Origin of the sequence: Clostridium sp. 16K-1-R1, from assembly GCF_023921145.1 — a bacterium.
Classification (GTDB): domain Bacteria; phylum Bacillota; class Clostridia; order Clostridiales; family Clostridiaceae; genus Sarcina; species Sarcina perfringens.
Map to the genome: position 1 here is coordinate 2,651,970 of NZ_CP046515.1, position 24,706 is coordinate 2,676,675.

Annotated in this window: 26 protein-coding genes; all 26 read right to left on the reverse strand. The window is 29.5% G+C overall.

Features of this window, described 5'->3' with window-relative positions:
• Positions 1-31: 31 nt before the first annotated feature.
• The 26 genes from GOM42_RS11715 to GOM42_RS11840 all read right to left on the reverse strand — a co-directional run bounded on the left by GOM42_RS11715 (position 32) and on the right by GOM42_RS11840 (position 24,491).
• On the reverse strand, positions 32-928 hold the full coding sequence (locus tag GOM42_RS11715; protein ID WP_003455017.1) for an RluA family pseudouridine synthase: 897 nt from the start codon (positions 926-928) through the stop codon (positions 32-34).
• On the reverse strand, positions 925-2,238 hold the full coding sequence (locus GOM42_RS11720) for an LCP family protein (RefSeq protein WP_011591057.1): 1,314 nt from the start codon (positions 2,236-2,238) through the stop codon (positions 925-927). The genes GOM42_RS11715 and GOM42_RS11720 overlap by 4 nt, the downstream gene beginning before the upstream one ends.
• Before the next feature lie 22 nt (positions 2,239-2,260).
• Entirely contained in the window at positions 2,261-2,830 is a 570-nt protein-coding gene (gene yqeK, locus GOM42_RS11725) for a bis(5'-nucleosyl)-tetraphosphatase (symmetrical) YqeK (RefSeq protein WP_003454731.1), read from the reverse strand.
• Between the two features lie 2 nt (positions 2,831-2,832).
• Positions 2,833-3,441 carry a nicotinate-nucleotide adenylyltransferase gene (gene nadD, locus GOM42_RS11730; RefSeq protein ID WP_003453701.1) on the reverse strand — a complete coding sequence of 203 codons (609 nt, stop codon included), beginning with the start codon at positions 3,439-3,441 and terminating at the stop codon, positions 2,833-2,835.
• A 1-nt stretch (position 3,442) separates the two neighbouring features.
• Entirely contained in the window at positions 3,443-3,745 is a 303-nt protein-coding gene (gene yhbY / locus GOM42_RS11735) for a ribosome assembly RNA-binding protein YhbY (protein WP_003453740.1), read from the reverse strand.
• 17 nt (positions 3,746-3,762) lie between these two features.
• The gene (gene obgE / locus GOM42_RS11740) at positions 3,763-5,049 is read right to left on the reverse strand and encodes a GTPase ObgE (RefSeq protein WP_110077258.1); all 1,287 of its coding nucleotides are present in this window, start codon (positions 5,047-5,049) and stop codon (positions 3,763-3,765) included.
• A gap of 166 nt (positions 5,050-5,215) precedes the next feature.
• Positions 5,216-5,518, reverse strand: a complete 303-nt coding sequence (gene rpmA / locus GOM42_RS11745) for a 50S ribosomal protein L27 (protein ID WP_003454907.1) — start codon at positions 5,516-5,518, stop codon at positions 5,216-5,218.
• A 3-nt stretch (positions 5,519-5,521) separates the two neighbouring features.
• Complete coding sequence (locus GOM42_RS11750) at positions 5,522-5,893, reverse strand: ribosomal-processing cysteine protease Prp (protein ID WP_003478582.1); 372 nt, start codon at positions 5,891-5,893, stop codon at positions 5,522-5,524.
• 9 nt (positions 5,894-5,902) lie between these two features.
• Complete coding sequence (gene rplU / locus GOM42_RS11755) at positions 5,903-6,214, reverse strand: 50S ribosomal protein L21 (protein ID WP_003452389.1); 312 nt, start codon at positions 6,212-6,214, stop codon at positions 5,903-5,905.
• Positions 6,215-6,339: 125 nt separating this feature from the next.
• Positions 6,340-7,782 carry an Rne/Rng family ribonuclease gene (locus tag GOM42_RS11760; protein WP_003455169.1) on the reverse strand — a complete coding sequence of 481 codons (1,443 nt, stop codon included), beginning with the start codon at positions 7,780-7,782 and terminating at the stop codon, positions 6,340-6,342.
• Between the two features lie 16 nt (positions 7,783-7,798).
• On the reverse strand, positions 7,799-8,500 hold the full coding sequence (locus GOM42_RS11765) for a TIGR03936 family radical SAM-associated protein (RefSeq protein WP_003455013.1): 702 nt from the start codon (positions 8,498-8,500) through the stop codon (positions 7,799-7,801).
• Positions 8,484-10,337 (reverse strand): TIGR03960 family B12-binding radical SAM protein, encoded by a 1,854-nt coding sequence (locus tag GOM42_RS11770; RefSeq protein WP_003455015.1) that lies wholly within the window; start codon positions 10,335-10,337, stop codon positions 8,484-8,486. Before GOM42_RS11770 ends, GOM42_RS11765 begins: the two co-directional genes overlap by 17 nt.
• A 131-nt stretch (positions 10,338-10,468) precedes the next feature.
• Positions 10,469-11,323 carry a site-2 protease family protein gene (locus GOM42_RS11775; RefSeq protein WP_003455164.1) on the reverse strand — a complete coding sequence of 285 codons (855 nt, stop codon included), beginning with the start codon at positions 11,321-11,323 and terminating at the stop codon, positions 10,469-10,471.
• Positions 11,320-12,162: a peptidoglycan DD-metalloendopeptidase family protein gene (locus GOM42_RS11780; RefSeq protein WP_003454782.1), complete on the reverse strand. Its 843-nt coding sequence runs from the start codon at positions 12,160-12,162 to the stop codon at positions 11,320-11,322. Before GOM42_RS11780 ends, GOM42_RS11775 begins: the two co-directional genes overlap by 4 nt.
• A gap of 152 nt (positions 12,163-12,314) precedes the next feature.
• Entirely contained in the window at positions 12,315-13,439 is a 1,125-nt protein-coding gene (rodA, locus tag GOM42_RS11785) for a rod shape-determining protein RodA (RefSeq protein WP_003454998.1), read from the reverse strand.
• Between the two features lie 147 nt (positions 13,440-13,586).
• Positions 13,587-13,859, reverse strand: coding sequence for a cell division topological specificity factor MinE (gene minE, locus GOM42_RS11790; RefSeq protein WP_003452508.1), 273 nt, complete (start codon positions 13,857-13,859; stop codon positions 13,587-13,589).
• Positions 13,860-13,869: 10 nt separating this feature from the next.
• Positions 13,870-14,667 carry a septum site-determining protein MinD gene (gene minD, locus GOM42_RS11795; protein ID WP_003452408.1) on the reverse strand — a complete coding sequence of 266 codons (798 nt, stop codon included), beginning with the start codon at positions 14,665-14,667 and terminating at the stop codon, positions 13,870-13,872.
• Between the two features lie 28 nt (positions 14,668-14,695).
• A complete protein-coding gene (gene minC, locus GOM42_RS11800) occupies positions 14,696-15,331 on the reverse strand; it encodes a septum site-determining protein MinC (protein WP_003452463.1) in 636 nt (211 codons plus the stop codon).
• Between the two features lie 246 nt (positions 15,332-15,577).
• Positions 15,578-18,649, reverse strand: a complete 3,072-nt coding sequence (locus tag GOM42_RS11805; RefSeq protein WP_003455183.1) for a penicillin-binding transpeptidase domain-containing protein — start codon at positions 18,647-18,649, stop codon at positions 15,578-15,580.
• Positions 18,650-18,657: 8 nt separating this feature from the next.
• Positions 18,658-19,155 (reverse strand): rod shape-determining protein MreD, encoded by a 498-nt coding sequence (gene mreD / locus GOM42_RS11810; RefSeq protein WP_003455077.1) that lies wholly within the window; start codon positions 19,153-19,155, stop codon positions 18,658-18,660.
• A gap of 15 nt (positions 19,156-19,170) precedes the next feature.
• Positions 19,171-20,022, reverse strand: a complete 852-nt coding sequence (gene mreC, locus GOM42_RS11815) for a rod shape-determining protein MreC (protein WP_003452517.1) — start codon at positions 20,020-20,022, stop codon at positions 19,171-19,173.
• Between the two features lie 3 nt (positions 20,023-20,025).
• Positions 20,026-21,054, reverse strand: coding sequence for a rod shape-determining protein (locus GOM42_RS11820; RefSeq protein ID WP_252597661.1), 1,029 nt, complete (start codon positions 21,052-21,054; stop codon positions 20,026-20,028).
• Between the two features lie 19 nt (positions 21,055-21,073).
• Positions 21,074-21,757, reverse strand: coding sequence for a DNA repair protein RadC (gene radC / locus GOM42_RS11825; RefSeq protein ID WP_003455187.1), 684 nt, complete (start codon positions 21,755-21,757; stop codon positions 21,074-21,076).
• A gap of 46 nt (positions 21,758-21,803) precedes the next feature.
• Positions 21,804-22,382 (reverse strand): Maf-like protein, encoded by a 579-nt coding sequence (locus GOM42_RS11830; protein WP_252597662.1) that lies wholly within the window; start codon positions 22,380-22,382, stop codon positions 21,804-21,806.
• 225 nt (positions 22,383-22,607) lie between these two features.
• A complete protein-coding gene (locus tag GOM42_RS11835; RefSeq protein WP_003454754.1) occupies positions 22,608-23,411 on the reverse strand; it encodes an SPOR domain-containing protein in 804 nt (267 codons plus the stop codon).
• Between the two features lie 261 nt (positions 23,412-23,672).
• On the reverse strand, positions 23,673-24,491 hold the full coding sequence (locus GOM42_RS11840; protein ID WP_003454845.1) for a PHP domain-containing protein: 819 nt from the start codon (positions 24,489-24,491) through the stop codon (positions 23,673-23,675).
• Positions 24,492-24,706: the final 215 nt, after the last annotated feature.

A 24,706-nucleotide genomic window follows, 5' to 3' on the forward strand; every position in this document is an offset into this window, starting at 1 on the left:
AAAACAAGTAGTTTTAAGCCAATGCTTAAAACTACTTGTTTTTTAATTTATTTATTAACTCTTTCATATCCTCTGGAAGATCTGCCCTTAAGCTTAAAGGCTTCTTTGTCTTTGGACTATAAAAATCTAATCCATAAGCATGCAGTGCCTGTCTTGATATAAACTCTTCATCCTCTGTTCCATATAAAGAATCTCCAAATATAGGATGACCTAAACTGCTTAGATGCACTCTTATCTGATGTGTTCTTCCTGTTTCTAGTAAACATTCAACTAAATCAGCACCCTTATAACTTTCTATAACCTTGTAGTGAGTTATGCTCTCTTGCCCTCTTTCATCTACAACCCTTTTTATAGTATCCTCTGCTGGTCTATAAATTGGTCTATTGATAGTTCCTTCTTTTTCTTCTAAATTTCCATGAACTATAGCTAAATATCTTTTTTGAAATTTATCAGTTTTCATTTCATTAGATAAAACCATATGAGCATATTGATTTTTACCTATGATTATAAGTCCTGAAGTATTCATATCTAATCTACTAACTAGTCTAACTATACAATCTTGATTACTCTCTTTAAAGTAATATAATATACCATTAGCTAAGGTTCCATTAGGATGGCTTCTTGTAGGATGTACAACCATAAAAGGTTTCTTATTTAAAACTAATATGTCACTATCCTCATAAACTATTTCTATATCCATTTTTTCTGGTTCAATATTTTGAGATTCCTTTTTTGAAAGCTCGATTTTTATCTCTTCACCAGTTTTAACAACATAGTTCATCTTTACAGCAACACCATCTACCTTAATTCTCTTGTCTATGGCTGCACTTCTTATTAATCTTGAAGATAATCCTAACTCTTCTTTTAAAAACTCTCTTATTTTTCTTTTATCATACTCTTTAGTTATTTTACTTTCTAAAATACTCATTTCATCTCTCCGAAATTTTTAAAGTCTTTTCCTAGTAATATTACTACATCATAAGTTCCATTTCCATCATACTTAGATGAAATGCCCTTTTTAATATTCTCTATCTTTAAATCATTTTCCATAAAAGCTCTAGAACTTTCATCCTTTATCAAAATCTCTGATTTTTCTCTTGGATCTCCATTTCCAACATCAACTTTATCATATCCGTTTTCATTTAATTGTTTTTGTACATTTGCAGCTAAGCCATTTATTTTTGTGCAATTTAAAACTTTTATGGATAAATCTCCTCTAGCAGCACTAGGAATAACATTTTTTCTTCCACTTAAATTACTACTGTTTAATTGACTTCTTAATTCTTTAGTAGCCTTTTCATCAGGAATATAATAAGAAACATTTCCAACATATTTACCTTCTCCAGGTAAAGTCATCATTTTTATATTATTCTTATCAGTCTCTAATCCTTTAAGTCCATATGCAACAGTAACATCTAAAGGAATATTAGTTTCTATATTTTTATTTAAAATCTCTGCTATACTATCTATCTTTGTTATGGTAGATACTGATAAAACCTTATCTATTACAGCATTTATAAACTTTTGTTGATTTTTTATTCTATCAACATCTCCATTTACTAATCCTGTACCATCATTATTTTTTCTCCATCTAAAAAACTCTTCAGCTTTTTTACCATCTAGGTGTACAGTTTCTCCCTTGTTGAAATGTATGTGTAAATCCTGCCCTGGATCGTCATAGTTCATATCCTGCTCTATATACATATCAATTCCACCAATGGCATCTATTATGCCTCTAAAGCCTTCATAATCAACTTTAACAACATAATCAACCTTAACCCCTAATATATTTCCAACAAGCTGTTTAACAAGCTTTTCTCCCCCAATTGGGTAAGCAGCATTTATTTTTTGAGACTTTCCTCCAATTTTTACTCTAGTATCTCTAGGTATAGATATTAACTTAGCCTCTTTTGTTATAGGATCAAAGTTTGCTAGAATTATGGTATCTGTTCTTTTAGCATCTTTATTTGATACATCACTTGTATCACCAATATCCATTCCTAATAAGAGTACATTAATTGGCTCTTCAACCTTTATTACATCCTGTTTTACGTCTTTAACTATATTAAAAACTTCCCCTAAAAAACTGCCATATTTAAAATAAAAATATCCAAAAATACTTATAAAAAAAATAAGAATAAAAGCTAAAGCACCTAAAATTATTCTTTTTACCAAGCTTTTTTTATTGATATTTTTCTTATCTTGTCTTTTTTCAAATCTATTTTCTTCATTCCCCATATAACCCTCTCCAATTATTTGATTATTTTTCTTGCATTATTAAGAAATTTCTTGCTTCTATAGTTAAGGGATGTATTAAATTGCCTTGTTTTATTACAAATAAAATTGTATTTTCTAAGCCTTTTAATACTCCTTTATCTAAATCTTCTCTTGTTATTTCTCTTAATTCTTCAACCCCTGGGAAATCTCTACCTGGCTCAATATAGTCAGCTATATATATTATTTTTTCTAGAGTACTCATATCTTTTTTGGCTAAAGTATGATATTTCACAGCATCTAAAACCATTTCATCCTCTATTCCAAACTTTTCTTTAGCTACTATGGCACCAACAAATCCATGTAAAACTTGAGGTGATTTTAAGGTTATTTCATCTAGTTCATAACCATGCTCTTCTAATATTTTTACTTGTTCATCTACAGGAATATATTTTGCTACATCATGAATTAATGCAGCTAATTCTGCCTTTTGTATATCTTCTCCATTTATTTTAGCAAGTTCTTTAGCAGTTTCAACAACCCCTAAAGTATGTGAGTATCTACTTCCCTTAATAGTCTCTTTAACATAATTATTTATTTCCTCTAATGACCACATAGTTACTCTCTCCTATACAAATTATATTTATCTATTATATCCACTACACCTGGCGGCAAAAAGAATTTAACTTCTAGAGAATCATGAACTCTTTCTCTTATAAGAGTAGAACTTATCTCTATATTAAGTAAATCTAAATATACTATATTAGTACAATATTCTCTATCAAACTCTTCTTTCCTCTTTAATAAATCATTTTTATCAAATCCAGGTCTATTAAAAACCACTAAATTACTAAATTTAAAAATTTCATTTATATTTTTCCATGAATTTAGGTTTATAAGACAATCTGCTCCGGTTATGAAATAGAGCTCTACTTCTTTAAAACTTTCATGTAAATATCTTAAAGTTTCATAAGTAAAGCTCAATCCTTTTTTCTCTATTTCATAGTTATTTATGGAAAAAAAGCTATATGGCTCTATAGCTTTTTTAACCATTTCATATCTAATTATTTCATCAGTTATATCTTTCCACTTCTTATGAGGTGGATTGCCTGCTGGCATGAATATAACTTCATCTAGTTCTAATATTTTATAGGCTTCATAAGCTATATAAATATGGCCTATGTGTATCGGGTCAAAAGTTCCACCAAATACTCCTATTTTTTTCATATTACTTCCCTTTTTTAGGTAATTCTATCTTAGGATTATTTTTTGATGCTCTGTAAAGAACTATTTTGTTTCCTATAGATTGAACCCCTTCACATCCTAATCTTTCACAGATGAAATTTGAAGCTTCTCTTGTCTCTAATCCACTATTTTCAAGAACATTTATTTTTAAAATTTCTCTTGCTTCTAAAGCATCATCAACTTGCTTTAAAAAGTTATCTTCTATTCCATTTTTACCTATTTGAAATATAGGAGTTAATTTAGCACCTAATCCTCTTAAATATGCTCTTTGTTTTGTTGTTATCATTATTTATCCTCCATTAATTATAGTAAGTATTCAAACTCAAAGTCGTTTAATCTTACCATATCTCCATCTTCTATTCCCATTTCTCTTAACTCATGGAATATTCCTTTATTATTAAGAACCTTATGGAAATATCTTAATGAATCAGGATCATTTACATTAACAGCTAATAATAATCTGTCTACAAATGAACCTTCTACTACATAAACCTTTGATCCATCTTCTTCTATTGGATTTATAGTATATGTAAACTTCTTATCCTCTGGAATGAATCTTTCATCTTCTGGGATTTCTAAATCAGTAACAGGAATATCTTTAAGCATTCTAGCTGCTTCTTTTATTACTTCCTCTACTCCTTGTGAAGTAGCTGCTGACATTTTAAATACCTTATCAAATCCCATTTTATTAACTTCAGCTTTGAAGTTTTCAAAAATTTCTTCATCAAATAACATATCGCATTTATTTGCTACTACTATTTGAGGTCTATCCCAAAGTTTAACACTGTAGTTCTTTAATTCTTCGTTGATTCTCTTGAAGTCTTCAACTGCGTCTCTTCCTTCAACTCCTGAAATATCAACAACGTGTATTAAAAGTCTTGTTCTTTCTATATGTCTTAAGAAGTCTAATCCAAGACCTACACCCTCTGAAGCTCCTTCTATAATACCTGGTACGTCTGCCATAACAAATGGCTCTATTCCTGGTACAGCAACAACTCCTAAATTAGGTTTTAAAGTTGTGAAGTGATAGTTAGCTATCTTTGGTTTAGCCTTAGTTACCACTGAAAGTAATGTTGATTTTCCAACGTTAGGGAATCCTAAAAGTCCTACGTCTGCTAATAGTTTTAATTCTAAAGCAACCCATCTTTCTTCCCCTGGCATTCCTGGCTCAGCAAAAGTTGGCGCCTGTCTTGTAGGTGTACAGAACTTACAATTTCCCTTACCACCTTTTCCACCTCTACAGATTGTATATGTATCATCTCTATGAGAAAGGTCTGCCATTACCTTATTAGTTTCAACATCTCTTATTATAGTTCCCATTGGAACCTTTATTGTTAAATTTTCACCATCTCTTCCGTAACATTTAGAACCTTGACCGTCCTGTCCTCTGCCTGCTACGAATTTTCTCTTATATTTGAAATCTAAAAGAGTTGTCATTCCTGGATCTACTACAAAAGTAACATCTCCACCTTTTCCACCATCTCCACCATCTGGTCCACCAAGTGGAACGTATTTTTCTCTTCTAAAAGAAACAGAACCATGACCACCATCTCCAGATTTCACAAATATCTTGGCCGTATCTATAAACATGTTTTCTCACCTTGCTTTCTCTATAAAATGTTCCTTTTTAGTATATTATAACCTTACTTTAATATAAAAACACAGCTTTTTTAATGCTATGTTCTCATATGGTTAATTTTTTTATTATTAATCAAAAAGCACCCTAAGTAAGGGTGCTTTTATAAAACTAAATATATTATTCAGCTATAACTTCTTCTACGTTTACTGGGTAAACAGAAGCTTTTTTCTTGTCTCTTCCAAGTCTTTCGTATTTAACAACACCATCGATCTTAGCGAATAAAGTATCGTCTCCACCTTTACCTACGTTAGCACCTGGATGAATCTTTGTTCCTCTTTGTCTTACTAAGATGTTTCCAGCAAGAACGAATTGTCCATCTGCACATTTAACACCAAGTCTTTTAGCTTCAGAATCTCTACCGTTCTTTGAGCTACCAACCCCTTTTTTATGTGCAAATAATTGAAGGTTCATTTTTAACATAGTCTACACCTCCTCTTTTATTATCTCTATATATTTACAACGCGTTTTCTTTCCTAAACTGCTATCCAGCCCTAGGACTAGACTCGCTAAGCTCATTTCAAAAGTTTTAAGTAAAACTTGAGCTTCAACTATCTCTTCATGATTAAACCCATTTAGATCTAGTTTTAAATATCCATCACTCATTTCATAGTTTACATTAAGTTTTAAAACCTCATCTAAACCAATGATTGCACTTTGAGATAATACTGATACGGAATTACATATCATATCGTACGCCTCTCCAGCTAGAATAGCATCTCTGCATTCCATTGCGTGTCCTTTAATAGTGAAGGAAATTATGTTATCTTCTTTTGATTGAAATTTAACTCTAATCATATCAGAAAATTAAGCTTCGATCTTTTCGATAACGATCTTAGTGTAAGGTTGTCTGTGACCATTTTTTCTTCTGTAGTCTTTCTTTCTTTTGTATTTGAATACAACAACTTTCTTAGCTTTTCCTTGAGCTAATACTTTTGCTACAACCTTAGCACCCTCAACTACTGGTGCACCAACTTTGATTTCTCCGTCTTTAGCGACTGCAAGAACTTCTGTTAATTCAACTGTTGAGTCAACTTCAGCGTTAAGTTTTTCAACGAATAATACGTCTCCTTCTTGAACTCTGTATTGTTTTCCTCCTGTAGTTAATACTGCGTACATTAAAACACCTCCTCATAACGGTCTCGCCACTTAAGGTAAACTAATTAAAGTTATTTTTAAAACCTATTCGTGAGCGGTTTACAAAAGCCATTCTATCATAGCTAAAGCCTTTTGTAAAGCTAAATTTAATATTTTTCGATATTCTTCACCAAATACTCTTTTACGCTTTCTATTTGATTTTTAAAGATCAATGGTTCTACTTTATAAAAGTCTTTAGATTCTTGAAAATTCAAGTAAATATTTAAATCTAATGCTCCAATTTCTTTTAAAAACTCAAAAATATTTCCTCTAATATCTTTTTCATAAATAGAGTTTATTTCTATATGGAAATCTTTTATCTTTCCTTCTCCATTTTTCTTCAAAATCTCATTTCTTAAAAGAAGATTTATATAAGATAACTTTAATCTCTTTCCATGACCATTACATGCTAAGCAATTTTCTTCTATATATTCATAAATACTTTTTCCTTTTCTATATCTTGTTATTTGTACCAATCCAAGTTCTGTAAAAGGAAAAATTTTAGCTCTTTGGCTATCACTTTTAAATTCATCTTTTAATATTTCTAATATTTTTTTCTTGTTTTCCTGTGAATACATATCTATAAAATCAACTAATATTATTCCACCTAAATTTCTAATTTTAATTTGTCTAGCAATTTCTATTGCCGCATTTTTATTAGTTTCATAGGCAGTTTTTTCTTTATTTTTATGATTTGTATTCTTACCTGAATTGACATCTATAACATACATAGCCTCTGTTTTTTCTATAACTATGTCTCCACCACAATTTAAATTAACTCTATTATTTCTAAGGCTAAGAATTTCTTTTTCAATACCATAATAATCAAAAAGACTTCTAGCATCATCATAAAGAATTACTTTTAAATATTCAGAATTAGAAATACTATCTTTTATTCTTTCGTAATCTTCTATAGAATCAACAATTATTGAAGAAGTATAAGCATCAATGTCATCTCTAATTATCTTATTAATAAGGTCTCCTTTACCCAATAATCTTTTTGGATTTAAGGAGAATTTACCTTCTCTAATAACCTCTTTATAGTTTCTATATAGTTCTTCTATTTCTTCTTGAATCTCAAAAATACTAGCTGATTGGGCTTTTGTCCTAACAGTAACCCCTAATTCACTTGGTTTTATCAATGAATTTTCAAGTTCTTTTTTAAACTCTAGATCTTCTATTTTTCTTGAAATTGAAATATCATTTCTTGAAGTTTCTAAAACACAATATCTTCCTGCTAAAGATATTTTTGAAGTAACTTTTGCCCCTTTACTTCCAAATTGCTCTTTTAATACTTCAACAATTATTCCATCTCCTTGTTTTAGATCTTTTTCCTCTTCTCCAAGTATCATATAGGCCTGTTTACTATACCCAATATCTATAAAGGCACTCTTTATTCCTGGAACTACTCTTTTAACTATGCCTTTATATATCTCTCCTTGAACAGGTTCTAGACTTTCTTCTTCTATATAGCACTCACTTAAAAGATTATTTTTCTTTATGGCAACCCTTAATAAATTTTCTCTTCTTTCTACGTATATATCTCTCATGAATTCACTTCCTAATTTAGATGTATTTATATAGAGGAACTAATGTATCCCCTTTGTATGCATACATCTCAACTCTTTTTATTTCTACGAAAGCTTCTTCATTAACATTTGATGTATTTTCTTTTATAACATTTGCTAAAAGATCTGCTGAAAGATTTTCTCTACTTCCACAGCTTATAGTTGTATTTACAATTAAATAATTGTCCTTAGTCCAACATTTAAAATCTTTTATAAATGGTTTTATATCCGCTTCTTTTTCACCTTTTTTAGTTCTTTTTATTGTTATTATTTCTTTTTGAGCCATTAAAGCATTAACTTCTTCTTCAGCCTTAGAAATATCATTATATCTTATTTTTATTGTATAATTTGCAGCATCTAAAAGAGCCATAGCTGCTGGTAATCTCTTAACATTGTGTATAACTGGACTCTTTGAAACTTCTAAAAATCTAATACCATTTGCTGAGAATTCATTTAACTTTTCTTTTACTGCCTCTTCATTCATATCTTCAGTTAAATTTAAGTCTAGATAATCTCCCTCAGAATATACACCAACTGATAAAGGTTGTGCTATTGCTAAGGCCATATGAGGGTTAAATCCTTTTGAATATTCAACTGGAAGCTCAGCTCTTCTTACTATTCTTTGAATTGTTCTCATTAAATCTAAGTGAGAAACAAATTTTATATCTGCATCTTTAGTAAATTTAATTAAGTATCGCACCTTCAAAACACTCCCCATCTTTAAAGTTTACATTTACTCCACAACCTGTACATCCTTTTCTACAGTTTTGAGTAGGTTCACCAGTTTTAGCTTTTTCATTTTCTCTTTCAAGATATTTTCTTGTTACTCCAATATCTATGAAATCCCATGGTAAAATTTCATCGTAGCTTCTTTGTCTGTAAACATAGAAATCTCCATCTACATTACACTCAGCTAAAGCTTCTTGCCATAATTCAAAGTCAAAGTATTCTGACCATCCGTCGAATTTAGCACCTTTTTCGTAAGCTTTTATTAATACATCACAAAGTCTTCTATCTCCTCTAGCTAAAACAGCTTCCATATATGATGTTTTTTGCTCATGATAGTTATAAACTATGCTTCTTGATTTTATAGCACCTTTAACAGCATTGATTTTCTCAGTTACAATGTCCATTTTTTCCATTGGTGCCCATTGGAATGGTGTAAATGGTTTTGGTACAAGAATAGAAGTACTTACAGTAATTCTAAGTCCTTTATTTCTTATATGTTTAGGTACAGCAAAGTATTGATCAGCTATTTTTTCTGCTAATAATCCTATTTCTGCAGCATCCTCAACTGTTTCATAAGGAACTCCAAGTATAAAGTATAATTTTATTGTACTCCACCCTGATTCAAAAGCATTTTTAGCTGCTTCTAATATTCTTTTCTCTGATAATCCTTTATTTATAACATCTCTCATTCTTTGAGAACCAGCCTCTGGCGCAAAAGTTAAACCAGTTTTTCTAACCTTTTGAATTTCTTTTAATAGATCAACTGAGAAAGCATCTACTCTTATTGATGGTAAGGCAACACTTACATTATTTTTTCCGTGCTCTTCTATAAGATCTTTTACCAAGCCTTGAATATCAGAATAATCACAAGTACTTAGTGAAACTAATGAAACCTCATCATATCCTGTAGCTTTAAGCATTTTTCTAGCTTGATCTAATAAAGTTTTTCTGCTCTTTTCTCTAACTGGTCTGTATATCATTCCAGCTTGACAGAATCTACATCCATTAGTACATCCTCTAAATAATTCTAAAACAACTCTGTCATGAACTATTTCACTATAAGGTACTATTAAACTTTCTGGGAAATCAACTTGGTCAAAGTTATTTATGATTCTCTTTTTAACCTTTTTAGGTACATCATCGTACTTAGGTATAAATTCTTTTATTGTTCCGTCTTCGTTGTATGTAACATCATATAATGATGGAATATAAACACTTGGAATATGACTAGCTTCTCTTAAATAAGCTTCCTTGTTAAAGTTATCTTTATGTTTTTGATAAAGATCTAAAAGATCATTTAATCCTTCTTCACCTTCACCTAATTGGAATATGTCAACTATATCATATAAAGGCTCTGGATTATATGCACAAGGTCCACCAGCTATTACTAAAGGATCCTTCTCTGTTCTTTCTGATGCTCTAAGTGGAATTCCACCCATGTTTAGCATATTTAATATATTTGTATAACTCATTTCGTATTGAAGAGTAAATGCTAAAAAGTTGAATTCATTTATAGGATCTTTAGTTTCTAAAGCGTATAAAGGAATATTATTTTCTCTCATAAGCTTTTCCATGTCTGGCCATGGAGCATATACTCTTTCACAATATGTATCTTTTCTTTGATTTAAAACATGATATAAAATTCTTGATCCTAAGTGAGACATCCCTACTTCATAAACATCTGGGAAGCAAAATCCAAATCTTATATCAACTTCTTTTGGGTCTTTTATCACTTCATTAAGTTCTCCACCTACATATCTAGATGGCTTCTCAACTCTATATAAAATATCATCAGTTATTCTTACCATTTAGTTTCCTCCTACATTTTTATAAAATATTAAAGCTAATATCTATAATAAAAAGAGAAGTATACCTCTTTATACTTCTCTCATATTAACAATTTCTATTCTATCACAAAGAATAATTATAACCAATATATTTATTCTTTTCTATACTTAATGTAATATTCTCTTAAATTAATGTTTCCAATTGTCTTTAGAGTCTCTATTATTTCATTTTCTCTTAAGACATAAAGCAAATTCATTTCTTCATCTAAAACATAAAATATATTAAATCTATTTTTATCAATAATTCTAAGAAGATTAACCATATCTTGTTCACAATATACAGAAGTTACTCTACTGTCTATGTATTTCTTATTAATTAATCGTTCCCTCTTTTTAGTTATATCACCCATAATTATATACATTACCTTTCTTCTCTCATTATAACTTAAATAGATTATAAATATTCCTGCTAATATACTAGTTATATTTATTTCACCTAAAATCACAATTCCTAATATAGACAACAAAATAAATGCTATTCCAAATGAATAGCTTATCTTAATCAATATATTATTGACATCCTTAAAAATCATCTTCTCCTCTAATATCGCTCCTAATATTTTCCCTCCATCTAAGGGATAGGTAGGAAGCAAATTAAAAATAAATAGGACTAAATTTATTTCATAGGTAGAATAAATATATTCACTTTTAAAAATTAATTTATAAATGCAGAAAAAAATCATGGCAACAATTCCATTTAAAATAGGACCTGCAAAGCATACTATTAATTTCTCTCTTGAACTTAAATCTTCATAATCTTTTATCTCTAATCTAGCGCCTAGAATATGAAGTTTAAATTTCTCTGACTCTATATTTAATTTTAATAAAACAAAATAATGAGCTAATTCATGTATTATAATCCAAAAAAAAGCTAAAGCTAAGTTAAATTTAAATCCTAAAATAAAAAATGTAACAAGCTGTATAATTATCTTTTTATCGATTTTCACTGCTTATCTCCTAAAAACCTCATGCTTTCTTCTGGATTAACATACTCATTTTTAAATAATACCTGAATTATTACACCTTTTACTTTTTCATTCTCAGATGAAATACCTATTTTATCTCCCTCTTCTATACTGTCCCCTTCTTTTTTTATCACTTCTTCTAAATTGTGATATAAAACTTCTAAGTCATCATAATAATTCATCTTCACAGTATATGTTCCATTTTCATTTTTCACTTCACTTATGGTTCCTTTTAAAAGACTTTTTACCTCTCCCTTTGAACCACTTAAATAAAGATTTTTTTCCTTTAAATTATTATTTTCCAAAGTTTTGACTTCTCCATTAAAAGGAATTACCTTACTTTCCTTTAAAAAGTCTATAGATTCCTTCTCAATAACCTGAAAATTATTAAAAGCACTTACTTCTCCACTATTTTCAGATACCTTTTCTTCACTAGCTTGTTTAGGTTCTTTTTTTAAATTAGAATTCTCTAAATTAAAACCATCCTTTATTCCACTACTAATAGTAGCTACTATTTTACTTTCATTTAAATCTAAGTTTTTATAGTATCCATCAGTTGATATTACCTCTTTAAATTTTCTACTTAATCCTACTAAAAATTCATTTTCTACTTGTCCCATTAAAAAAAAGCTAGAAAAAATAAAAAAGCCTAAAATCGATGAGAAAACAACTTCCTTAATTACGTATTTTCCCAAACTATCTTTCTCTCTTCTCTTATAAGAACCTTTAGTTTTGAAATTCACCTCATGATTAGGAGAAGTTTTTCTTGTCTTATTTATTTTTCTATAATACTTCTCATATTCTTTGTTATAGCTACCCATTTTTTCTTCTCCTTTCTAGAAATCTTTAATTATACTTAATATATATTTTTTTTATGCACCTTATAGAACTTTTATTACAAAGTGAAATATAATAGATATAAAAAAAAATAAAAGTATTAAAATCATTATTGATCTTAATACTTTTATTCTTATTAGAATTTTAACTTTTTCTTTCTCATAGATATGTTTAAAACCAAGGCTATACTCACTATAGTTGTAAGCAATGAACTTCCTCCATAGCTTACTAATGGTAATGTTATTCCTGTTATAGGCATTATACCTATTGTCATTCCTATATTTTGTAATATAGCAAATATAAAATAAGAGGCAAATCCAACACATATTATGGAGCCAAATATATCCTTAGAGGTTTTGGCCGTCATTATTATTCTATATATCATTATTGCGTATAATAATAATAGTACCATTCCTCCTACTGTTCCCCAATGTTCACCTATTACAGCGAATATAAAGTCTGTTTGCCTTTCTGGTACGAATTCTGAGGAATAACCACCAACTTCTCCATTTAAATCTAACCCAGTTCCAAAGAATCCTCCAGATCCAATCCCTATTTTTGATTGAGTTAATTGAAGATTTATACCTAATTCATCTCCATCAGGGTTTAAGAATCCAACAAGTCTATCCTTTTGATAGTCTTTTATAAGCCCTGAATTCCAAACTAAGGCTATTGCCACTATTATTGATAAAAGCCCTGCACCTATTACTTTCATATCTAATCCTGCTGCAAAGAATATACCAAGTGCTATGAAAAATGAAACCATAGTCATACCCATGTCAGGTTGTACAACTATAAATATCATTGGTATTATTGCATACATGGCAACCTTAATAAAATTTCTAAAGTCATTTATTCTTAAATCAACTTGTTCCATCTTCTTGGCCAGCATAAGTATCATGGCCGTTTTGGCCAGTTCCGAGGGCTGAATACTTACAGGACCTAATACAATCCATCCTCTAGCACCATTTATTACACTTCCTGCAAATCTGGTTATTATAAGTAGAACTATGGATCCCCAATAGAATATCTCAACATAATTATAAATTATGTTATAATTCCAAAGTAATATTATGTACAATGCAGCCATTGATATTATAAACCATATTAACTGTTTCTTAGCGAAAAAAAATCCTCTTTGAGACTTTGTACCTAAGTATATGTTTAATATTCCAAACAGTACTATTAATATCATAGATACTAAAAGCTTATAATCAATTTCTCTTCTTAGTTTACTATCTAGTTTTAGTCTACTAAGCATTATAGTACCTCCATAAATTTTATTTATTTAACATAACTATTTATATAATACTTTATTTTTACCTATTTTCAATTACAAAATTCTGAACTTTTTAAAAGACTAATAAAAAGCTATCTCAAAAAATTTGAAATAGCTTATATTTTTAAATTATCTAGCTTTACCTTTTATATTTTTTATTGGTATATTTGCTACTAAAGATGGTGATTCCCCTTCTATTGGATTTGATTTTGTAACAGTTATGTCAACATCCTCATTTTCAATCTCTACATATTTAGAAAGCACATCTAATATTTCAAGTCTTATTTTATCTAAAACTTCATCTGATAGTTCCCCTCTATCATGGATTAAAATAACCTTTAATCTATCCTTAGCAACTTGTTTCGGCGTAGGTCTACTAGAAAAAACATTTAAAAAACTCATTTTCTCTCACCTACCCTCTTCTAAACAACTTTAATATAGAACTAAATATTCCTTGATGTTCTGTGTTTAAATCCATTATTGGAACATCTTCTCCTATTATTCTTCTACCTATATTTCTAAATGCTTGTCCTGCACTTGCTTTTTCATCTAGTACTATAGGCTCTCCTTTATTAGTAGAAACTGTTATATTTCTATCATCTGGAACAACTCCTAAAAGTTTTACAGAAAGAGTTTCTATAATATCTGAAATGTCTAGCATATCACCTTTTTTAGTCATTTCATAATTTAATCTATTTACTATAACCTCATGATTTTCTAATCCTTTAGCATCAAGTTTTCCAATAACTCTATCAGCATCTCTTACAGAAGTTATTTCTGGATTAACTACTACGATAGCTCTATCTGCCCCAACTATGGCATTTTCAAATCCTTGCTCTATACCAGCTGGGCAATCTAAAATTACATAATCAAACTCTTCTTTTAATTCATTTACTAATCTTAACATTTGCTCAGGACTTATATCATTTTTATCCTTTGTTTGAGCAGTAGGTAATAAGTATAAATTATTAAATCTCTTATCTCTTATTAAAGCTTGTTTAGTTCTACATCTATTTTCAATTACATCAATTACTGTATAAACAATTCTATTTTCTAATCCCATTAACACATCTAAGTTTCTTAGACCTGTATCTCCATCAACAACGACTACCTTTTTCCCTTGTGCCGCTAAAGCTGTTCCAATGTTAGCTGTAGTAGTTGTTTTTCCAACTCCACCTTTTCCTGATGTTATTACTATCGATACTCCCATTACTTTCCCTCCATTAAATTATGTAATATTAATAAGAATATTTATCCGGTAAATAAGGCTCTACAATTATATTATTTTCATTCAATCTAGCCACCTCCGGATATCCTGTTTTCTCAAAATCATCCGGTGATATTGTTATTTTACCTGATATAGAAATTAATTCTGGTTCTAAAGAATAGGCCGCTATTATGGCATTTTCATTTCCATTATCTCCTGCAAAAACCTTTCCTTTTAAGTCACCTAGCACAATTACATTTCCATGTGCTCTAACTTCTCCCCCATTATTAACATCACCAATTATTATCAAATTACCTGCGTAATTTAAACATTGACCACTTCTAACAGTTTTTCTTACAAATTTTGTTCTTCCCTCATAAACTCCCGAAAAAACACTACTTTGCTTTTCTAATCGTTCTTCAAATATACAATCCTTTATAAGTATCTCATCAAAAAGTACATCTTTTAACTTTGATATTTGTCTTTCATTTATATATTTTAAATCAGTAGTTACAGTTAAAGTAGCCCCTTTATAAAACTTTTTTCCTCTACTTAACTTCTCTACTAAAGAATCAAGCATTTCATCAAAATTACCAAACTTGTCCATATTTATTATGGCATTTATTCCTAGTTTATTTCCTTTTATAAAAATTCTATCATCACGCATAGTAAATTACTATCCTCCAAGTATCCAACCCCTTTTATTCTTAAGGTAAATTATACAATAAATTAATTCTCACTTTATATTATATAAAGTATTTTTAATTTATAAAAGGACTTTATGAAATAAAGTAGTAAAATTTTGAAAAAATCAATCGTATTTTAAAAACCTATTTATAATTTGTTTAATTATTTCATTAAAATAGTAATAATAATTTAAAAACCCACAGAAATTAATTCTGTAGGTTTTATATTAATGAGCTTTATTTTCATCTACTTTAGTTTTATCATTTTGATTATTGTTATCTTGATTATTATTTTGAGATTTATCATCCTCTTTTTTATTTTCAGAACTATTATCTTGTGATCCTTCAACTGGTTTTCCCGAAGAATCTAATTCTGCATTTTCTACCTTACTATTTATATTTGAATCCTTGATAGCTTCTAAAGGTGGATTCAATGAATAATCATAAGCATTGAAATCTAGATTTTTAGGCTTATAATCAGGATAATCCTTCTTTAATTGATCTCTAAAGTAAGTTTCATAAATAGTTCTTGCTATAAATGATCCATAATATCCATGACCACCATCATAAAGAACTGTTGCCACAGCAATCTTAGGATTATCTAGTGGAGCAAAGGAAATATAAACCCCGTAGTCTGTTCTTCCATAATCTGATTGATCATTTCTGAAAGTAGCAGTACCAGTTTTACCTCCTGTTACAATAGGGAATCCAGACATTATAGAACTTGCTGACCCATTAGCATTAACCCTTCTCATACCTTCTTTAACAGCATCTAAAGTAGCTTTTGACATATCAACCTTATTTAAAACTTCTGGTTTAAATTCTTCTACTAAGTTTCCTTGAGCATCAGTTATTTTATCAACTAAATGCGTCTTATATCTTGTTCCTCCATTTGCTAAGGTTGCCACATAACTTGCTAACTGTACAGGAGTAAAGTTACTTATACTCTGTCCTATAGCAGAGTCAGTAAGGTTTCTTGGTGAAACTATTTGGTAAGCAATATCTCCCACAACCCATGCAACTATTCTTTGAACTGTTAAGTTTATTGCCTTATCAACTTTTTCATCTTCATCCTTACCTTTTATTCCATTAAAGTTTTTAATACTTTCTTGATAGGCAGAATCTAAATTATATAAAGTTTTAAAATCCTTTTTTAAAGACTCACTTAAAGCTTTTTCATCAATAGTATTTCCATCTCCAAGCTTATTTAGAGAATTCTCTATATCTTTTTTTATAGATTCCTTAGCCGCTGCTAACTCTTTAGAATCCCTATCATTAACCCCTATATTCACCTGTGGAAAATCAGGAGAAGGAGAATTAACAAAGGTTCCCTTTTCAAGAGAATCAACTAAAGTAAATCTCATAAGAGCTATTGTTTGATTTTTAAAAGATTCAAAATTATAAACCTGACCAAAATTTTCAGATATTTCAATTCCTGTTGAAGCCTTTTTATCTGAATTTGGATCAACACCTAATCCAAACTGCCATGCATATTTTGCAATAGAATCTAAAGCTTCCGTACTACTCTTCTTATATCTTCCATCTCCATATGGATCTCCACCATTTTTATAATACATCTTTACGGCAGAGTCAAAATAATATGAGTTTGATGAATGTTCTAATGCAGTATATAAATCTGCATATCCTGTATAGTTTTTATCTCTTGGCCAGTTTGCAGGATTTTTACCAAATATCTCTGGATATGTTCCTCCAAAGTTTTGCCCATTAGCATAAACTGTTGAACTTGGAGTTATAACCTTATCCTCTAAGGCAGCCACACTGGTAACAGGTTTAAAAGTAGATCCTGGTGGAATCATCCCTAAAGTAGCATAATTATAGAATCTTTTTGGATAAAGATCATATAAATCTTCCCTTAATCCAGTTTTTGAATTTTTAGGGAAAAGATCATCTACTGTTTTATTTAAAGCATTTCTAGCTATAAATTGCTGTGCAAAGGCTTCGTAATCTGGTTGGAAGTATTCCTTTGCCACAACTGGATCTAACTCTCCCTTAGCAAACTCATTTGGATTAAATCCTGGATAACTAACTAAAGCTAAAACCTTTCCTGTATCTACTTCTATAGCTACTGCCGCTCCTCTTGTTGCGTTCTTAGTATTTACATCGGAATCCCTTGTATTCCTTGTTTGAAGAAAATCTAAAAGATATTTCATTGAAGTTTCTGCTGAATATTGAATATCCTTATCTATAGTTAAATGTACATTATTTCCTGGGTAAGATTCTAAGTCATAAAGCTCCTCTTTTTTTCTACCAGAAGAGTTTACCTTAACTGTAGTTCCTCCCTTAACACCTTTTAGTTCACTTTCAAAAGCTGCTTCTATACCAGCTTTTCCTATTAAATCAGTAGAAGCATCATATCCTCTTGCTTCATACTTAGCTTTTTGATCTCCATTTATAGAAGCTACATATCCTAAGAATGAAGAACCTAATTCATTGTATGGATAGTATCTCATTGGCTCTATACTTACATCTATCCCTGGTAAATCATTAAGCCTTTGATAGAATATAAATGCAGTTTCTTTGTTTATGTCCTTAGCTATTGTAACTGGTTTATATCCTGAGAAACTTTGCATTTTCATAGCATTTTTAACAAGCATATATCCTCTTATATCTTGAAGAGAATATTTCTTTAACAATATATCTGTTATCTCTTTTGGTTCCATATTTTTATATGACTTAGCCTCTTCCTCTGTAGGATTTAAAACGTCATATAATTGATATTCCTTTACTAAGAAATTAAAAGCCTCATCTGGAGTAATCTTTAGAAGCTCTTTATCTATTTGATCTTCTTCCTCAGCAGTTAAATCTCCTTCTTTATTCTTAAAAAGAACATTTTTAACCTTATCACCCATTCCAATATCTTTTAAAAGTCTTAGTTTTTCAGTATCACCTGAAACATCAAAATAAAGTTCTCCATTTTCATTAATTCTAATCTTAAAATTATCTAATATACTTTGATTATTTTCTTTTAAAATAGAATAAACTTTATCTATAGTAGTATAAAAGTTTTTCTTAGATTCATCTGTTTCAGTAAATGTTAATGTGTATGTTTGTCTATTAGTAGCTAAAATGTCCCCATTTGAATCATAAATTTTACCTCTTGGAGCCTGTTCTGATAGAAATCTCATAGATCTAGTATCAGCTCTTTGTTTAAATTCTTCATAATTAAATACTTGAAGATAAACTAATCTTGCTACTATAGATACAAATACTATTATCATTATTCCTATGAGAATTTTATATCTATCTATAGGCGTTTTTCCATTTATTGAACTTCTCATGTAACCACCTATTTTTCACTTATTTTCCATTCTCTTTTCATAAGATCTCTGTTGCATAATTTATAAACCCAATTATACATAAAGAATCCTATAACTACGTTATAAAGTACCATAATCCAAAAGCTTAATAAGTTTATTCTTATATTAATTAAATTTAATATAAATGCCACTATAAAAAACTTTATTATGGTAAGTAAACCTACTGATAGTACCGGAATTGTTTTTTTATGCTTAAATACACTTTCCCCAATATACGCAGCTATTAAGCACACTAACATATTTACTAACATATTTACCCCAAAGACATTTACAAAATAAACATCTTGAAGGAAACCTGATAAAACTCCTATAAATACCGCTTCCCAATACCCACTCATAAGAGCATATAGTACAGCAAAGGTGAATAATAAACTAGGATAAACACCTTTTATAGAGAAAAAAGGTACCAGAGTATTATCTACTATAAATAGTAAAAGACATATTAATATTAGTATTAATCTTTTCACTTTACTCCCTCTTTTCTAATACTTAACTATACCATCTCTCTCTGATGGTGGTACAACTACAAATAATTCTTGTAAATTATTAAAATCAACATATGTTTTTAATATAGCGGTTTTCATAACTTTAACATCATCTGATTGTACTGATGTTACTTCACCAATTCTTATTCCTTTAGGATAATATCCTCCAAGGCCTGAAGTAACTACTGTCTCACCTTCTTTTATTGTAGAATTCATAGGTAAGTTAGTTATCTCTGCTTGCATCTCACTACCATTTCTATATCCTTTAACTATTCCGTCTCCTGAATTGCTATCTCCTTCAATAGTTGCTGCAACAGCTACGTTTTCATTTAATAAAGTCTGTATTTTTGACCAGTTTGAGTGAACTTCTGTTACAACTCCCACTAATCCTTCTGGAGAAATCACTATGTAATCTTTTTTAATCCCTTCACTTGATCCTTTATCAATAGTGTAACCTTCTACAAAGCTATTTCCGCTTTTTCCTATTATGTTTGTACCGATATATTTATATTGATTATTTTCCTTAGAAAAATCAACTATTCCTCTTAAAACATCATTTTGACGCTTTAACTCATTGTATTCAACTAATTGATTTTCTAATTCTAAATTTTTCTTTTTTAAATCATTATTTTCATTCTTAACATCTGAAAAGTTATAGAAGAAATCAAAGACATCATGAACTTTATCACTTATTGTGTATACAACCTTCTGCACAGGGTTTAAAACAGTACCAACTCCACCTGAAATTGGATTTTTAGAATCACTCTTAACAGTAAATATAATTATTCCTAAAAAGGCAACTGACAGTACTATAACAGTTACTGCCAGTTTATTCTTGAAGAATTTCATATTCTATCCTCTTTGTTGTTTAACTATTAAATCAAACTTATCTAAAGCTTTTCCTGTACCTAGTGCAACACAGTCAAGAGGTGATTCTGCTATATGAACAGGCATTCCTGTTTCTTTATATATAAGTTCATCTAGTCCTTTTAGGAATGCTCCTCCTCCAGCAAGCATTATTCCTTTATCCATGATATCAGCTGCTAATTCTGGTGGTGTTTTTTCTAGAGTAGTTTTGATTGATTCTATTATTGATGAAACTGGCTCTTTTAAAGCGTTTCTTATTTGTCCTGCATCAACCACAACAACCTTAGGAAGTCCTGATATTAAATCTCTTCCTTTTATATCCATTGTTTGTTCTTCTTCATTCTCATCAACTTTGTAAGCTGATCCAATTTCCATTTTTATTTGCTCTGCTGTTCTCTCACCTATCATTAAGTTAAATTCTCTCTTAATGTAGTTTATGATTGATTGGTCTAACTCGTCTCCAGCAACTCTTAATGATTTACTAGTAACTATTCCACCTAGTGATATGATAGCAACCTCAGTAGTACCTCCACCGATATCAACTATCATACTTCCTGTAGGCTCATCAACTGGAAGTCCTGCTCCGATTGCAGCAGCCATTGGCTCTTCCATTAATATTACGTCTCTTGCTCCTGCTTGCTTAGTAGCTTCTTCTATTGCTCTTCTTTCAACTTCAGTTACTCCTGAAGGGAAGCATACTATTATTCTTGGGCTTGTGAATGCACTTTTGTTTGTTATCTTTTCTATGAATCTCTTAAGCATTGTTTGAGTAATATCGAAATCAGCAATAACTCCATCTTTTAATGGTCTTATAGCCACTATGTTTCCTGGTGTTCTACCTATCATTTGCTTAGCTTCAGTACCAACAGCTAATGATTTTTTTGTTAAGTTGTTTATAGCAACAACTGAAGGTTCTCTTAATACGATCCCCTTTCCTTTAACGAACACTAGAGTATTTGCAGTTCCTAAATCTATACCCATGTCTTTTGTCATTCCAAAATTAAATAAACCCATTTTTAATCCCCTTTCCTAATCACAATATGTCTTTTTCTTTAAGACTTATGAATCTGTTATCTCCTATTATTAAATGATCTAAAAGCTCAATACCCATCATTTTTCCACACTCTTTTAGTCTTGTTGTTATGTTTATATCATCTCTACTAGGTGTTGGGTCTCCTGAAGGATGATTGTGACATATAATTATAGATGCTGCGCTATCTTTAACAGCCTCTCTAAATATCTCTCTTGGGTGTACTAAAGAAGAATTTAGCCCACCTTTAAAAATTTCTTTTTTAGATATTACTTTATTTTTAGTATCAAGGTTTATTAGAATCAACACTTCCTGACGTAGCATTCTAAGTTCATCTAAAACCAATTTTGCTACATCTGATGGCTTTGAAATTTTAACCTGCGCTAACTCAGAAACCTTAAATCTCTTATATAATTCACACATGGCTAAAATTTGAGTTGCCTTAGCTTCCTTAACACCTTTTACCTCCATAAGCTCCTTTGCTGAAGCTTTAAAAAGTCCATTCAATCCACCAACACTATGTATTATTCTATAAGACAATTCAACTACATTTGAATCCTTATTTCCAGTTCTAAGAATTATAGCTAAAAGTTCCTCATTAGATAAAAACTGAGCTCCATAAAAAAGTAGTTTTTCTCTTGGCCTCTCACCAGATGGAATTTCATTAATTCTTATATTTTTAGACATATTACAACTCCTTATTTAGAAATTAACATGCCCATTGAAAGTAATTTTAAAGTATTGTTATGTCATAGTTTTCTAATGCTTTATATAGTTTATTCAAGGGCAATCCCATGACATTGTAATAACATCCCTTTATTCCCTCTACAAAAGCACCACCTAAGCCTTGAATTCCATAAGATCCTGCTTTATCCATAGGCTCACCAGAATTTATGTAATTTCTTATCTGTCTAGGATTTAATTCTGAAAATCTTACTTCTGTACAGTCGCAATCAGTCACTACAGTATCATCATAAGTATTTATTAAACAAATACCTGAATATACCTTATGAGTATTACCACTTAATGAAGATAACATACTAAAAGCATCCTCTTCATTTTTAGGCTTTTCCAAAACTTTTCCATTTTGAAAAACAACTGTATCCGCAGCAATAACTATAGATGGCTCATTAAGTCTTTTTGAAACCTCTATAGCTTTATTTCTAGACAAATCTTTAACATACTTTTCAATATCTCCCTTAAAGTCTATAGTATTTTCATCAAAGTTTGACTGAACTACTTCAAATTCTTTAACTATTTTTTCAAGAATCTCAACTCTTCTTGGAGATTTTGATGCTAAAATAACCTTCATTTTTCCACCTTACCTTATATCTAAAAAACTTTTGAATAATCTTATTTTTCCTTAAATAAGGTCTTGTATTCTTTATCCTATATAGTTTATCATTTATTATTTTTATAAACAAGTATAAATGTACGTGTATAGTAAATTATAAAGAAAAAAATGAAAGAGAATTTAACTCTTTCATTTTCATTATAATTTAAAAATATGTTACTATAAATTAAAAATAAATTACAATTATTTGTTTACTTTAAAATTATTTAAAGTATTAAACACTATTTGGTAACTTTCTTCTATATTTTTTTTAGTTATTTCATCTGGAATTTTATTTATACCATCTTTTAATTCTTTAAACACTTTAAAATACTCAGAATCACTGTGTTCCTCTAAGCTATTAACCCATTCTTTAAACTCTGTTGTCTTAACACCCTTAACAGAATCCTCTTTTAATTTATTTATTATATTTACATAACCATTTACTATCTCTATAATCTCATTACTACACACATCAGTTTTTGGAATCATAAATCTTCCCTTTGTATTACTAACACCTTTTTCATTTAATTCATTAGAAAGTTTAGTAGCTTCTTCTTCATTTCCAATGTGAACTATTACCCTATAATTTTCCGCTTCACTTAAGGATACTGCAATATAATCATCTTCTAATTGAGCCTTTACATTATTTGCATTCTCTTTATTTGAGTAGAAACCACATTGAATCATTACATACTCTTGTCCACCTACACTTTCAGCCATTACTTTATTATCTTTCGGCTTTTCATCTTCTTTTGATGCTTTGTTATTTTCCTTATCTTTCTCATTTGTCTCTTTATTTTCTCCAGAAGTTGCTTCTATTCTTTCCTTTTCTGCTGTTTTCTTTCCTTCAGGCCATATAAACTTAGACATTGCAGTTGATATTACAAGTGCCACAACAATTACCCCAATAAAAAGTAATATAAAGCTTTTACCATCATTGTTATTATTGTTGTTATGTCCATTACTCCTTTTTTTATTCTTTACATCAATTCTAGTGTACTTCACCCTTCCCCCAACCTTTCTTTTAATTTAACTTTACTAAGCATTTTTCTTTTTACAAATTATGTAAAGCCCCTCTTTATATATTTATTTTACATAATTTGTAAAATTCCTTCTTTTAATTTTATTTTTCTTAAATTTTACATTTTAATAATAAATAAAAAGCTTTATTGAAATTTGCTTTTAGAATTCAAATCAATAAATTCCATAAAGCATTATTTTCAATAAAGCTTAAAAACTAAACTAATATATTATTTTAATAACAATTTATTTATCTAACAAATGATATTTTGCATAAAACTCTGGTGTTCCTAAACTTCTCTTAGATATAAGTCCTCCGTGATAATCTGATCCACCTGTTATTATTAGATTATTTTTTGTACAATAATCTACTAAGTATTTTATTGTATCCTCATCATGATGCGGATGATAACACTCTATTCCATCTACACCCCAGTTTTTAAATAATTCTAACATTTCATCTAATTTAAATTGAGACTTTCCATACTTAGGATGAGCTAAAACAACGATTCCATTAGCTTTTTTTATAGTTTCTATAACTTCTTTAGGATGAGGAAAATCTGGATATTTCAAAGCTCTTTCACCAACAAATATTTTATTAAAAAACTCATCAATATTTTTGCATATTCCTCTATCAATTAAAAAGTTAAGAGTTTTCCATCCCCCCTTTGAAGGATCATGTTCATAAGCTAAATAATCTTCAAAATCTATATCATATCCAGCATCAATTAATTGCTTTATTGAATTATCGTCTTTCTCTTGAAGCAATCTATCATTATTTTCTATTAAACTCATTAACTCTTTATTGTTTTTATCAAAATTATAAGCTAATATGTGAAACTGTTCTCCATTTATTATGCTTGAAACCTCTACCCCTGGAATGAATTTAATATCCATTTCTTCAGTTAAATCTTGCATTTCCTCTAAGCTTCCTATAGAGTCATGATCTGTAACTGAAAATAGTTTTATGTCTTTTTCTACTATTTCCTTTAATAACTCCTTTGGTGTAAGTGTTCCATCAGAAGCTCTAGTATGCATATGTAAATCAGTTCTTACTAAATTCATGTCTATATCCTCCCATAGTCTAATATGTTTATTATTTACTATTTTATTTATTTATTCTTTTTATATATTTATTTATATCTCTCTATAAAATAATAAGGCTGTATCTAACCTTAATTGTAAAACTTATAAGTAATATTATAGATAAAATTTAGAATTTAATTCTCGCCATAGAAATTATAGGCTTAAGCTAAGTTCAAAGCTTTATAAGGATTTAT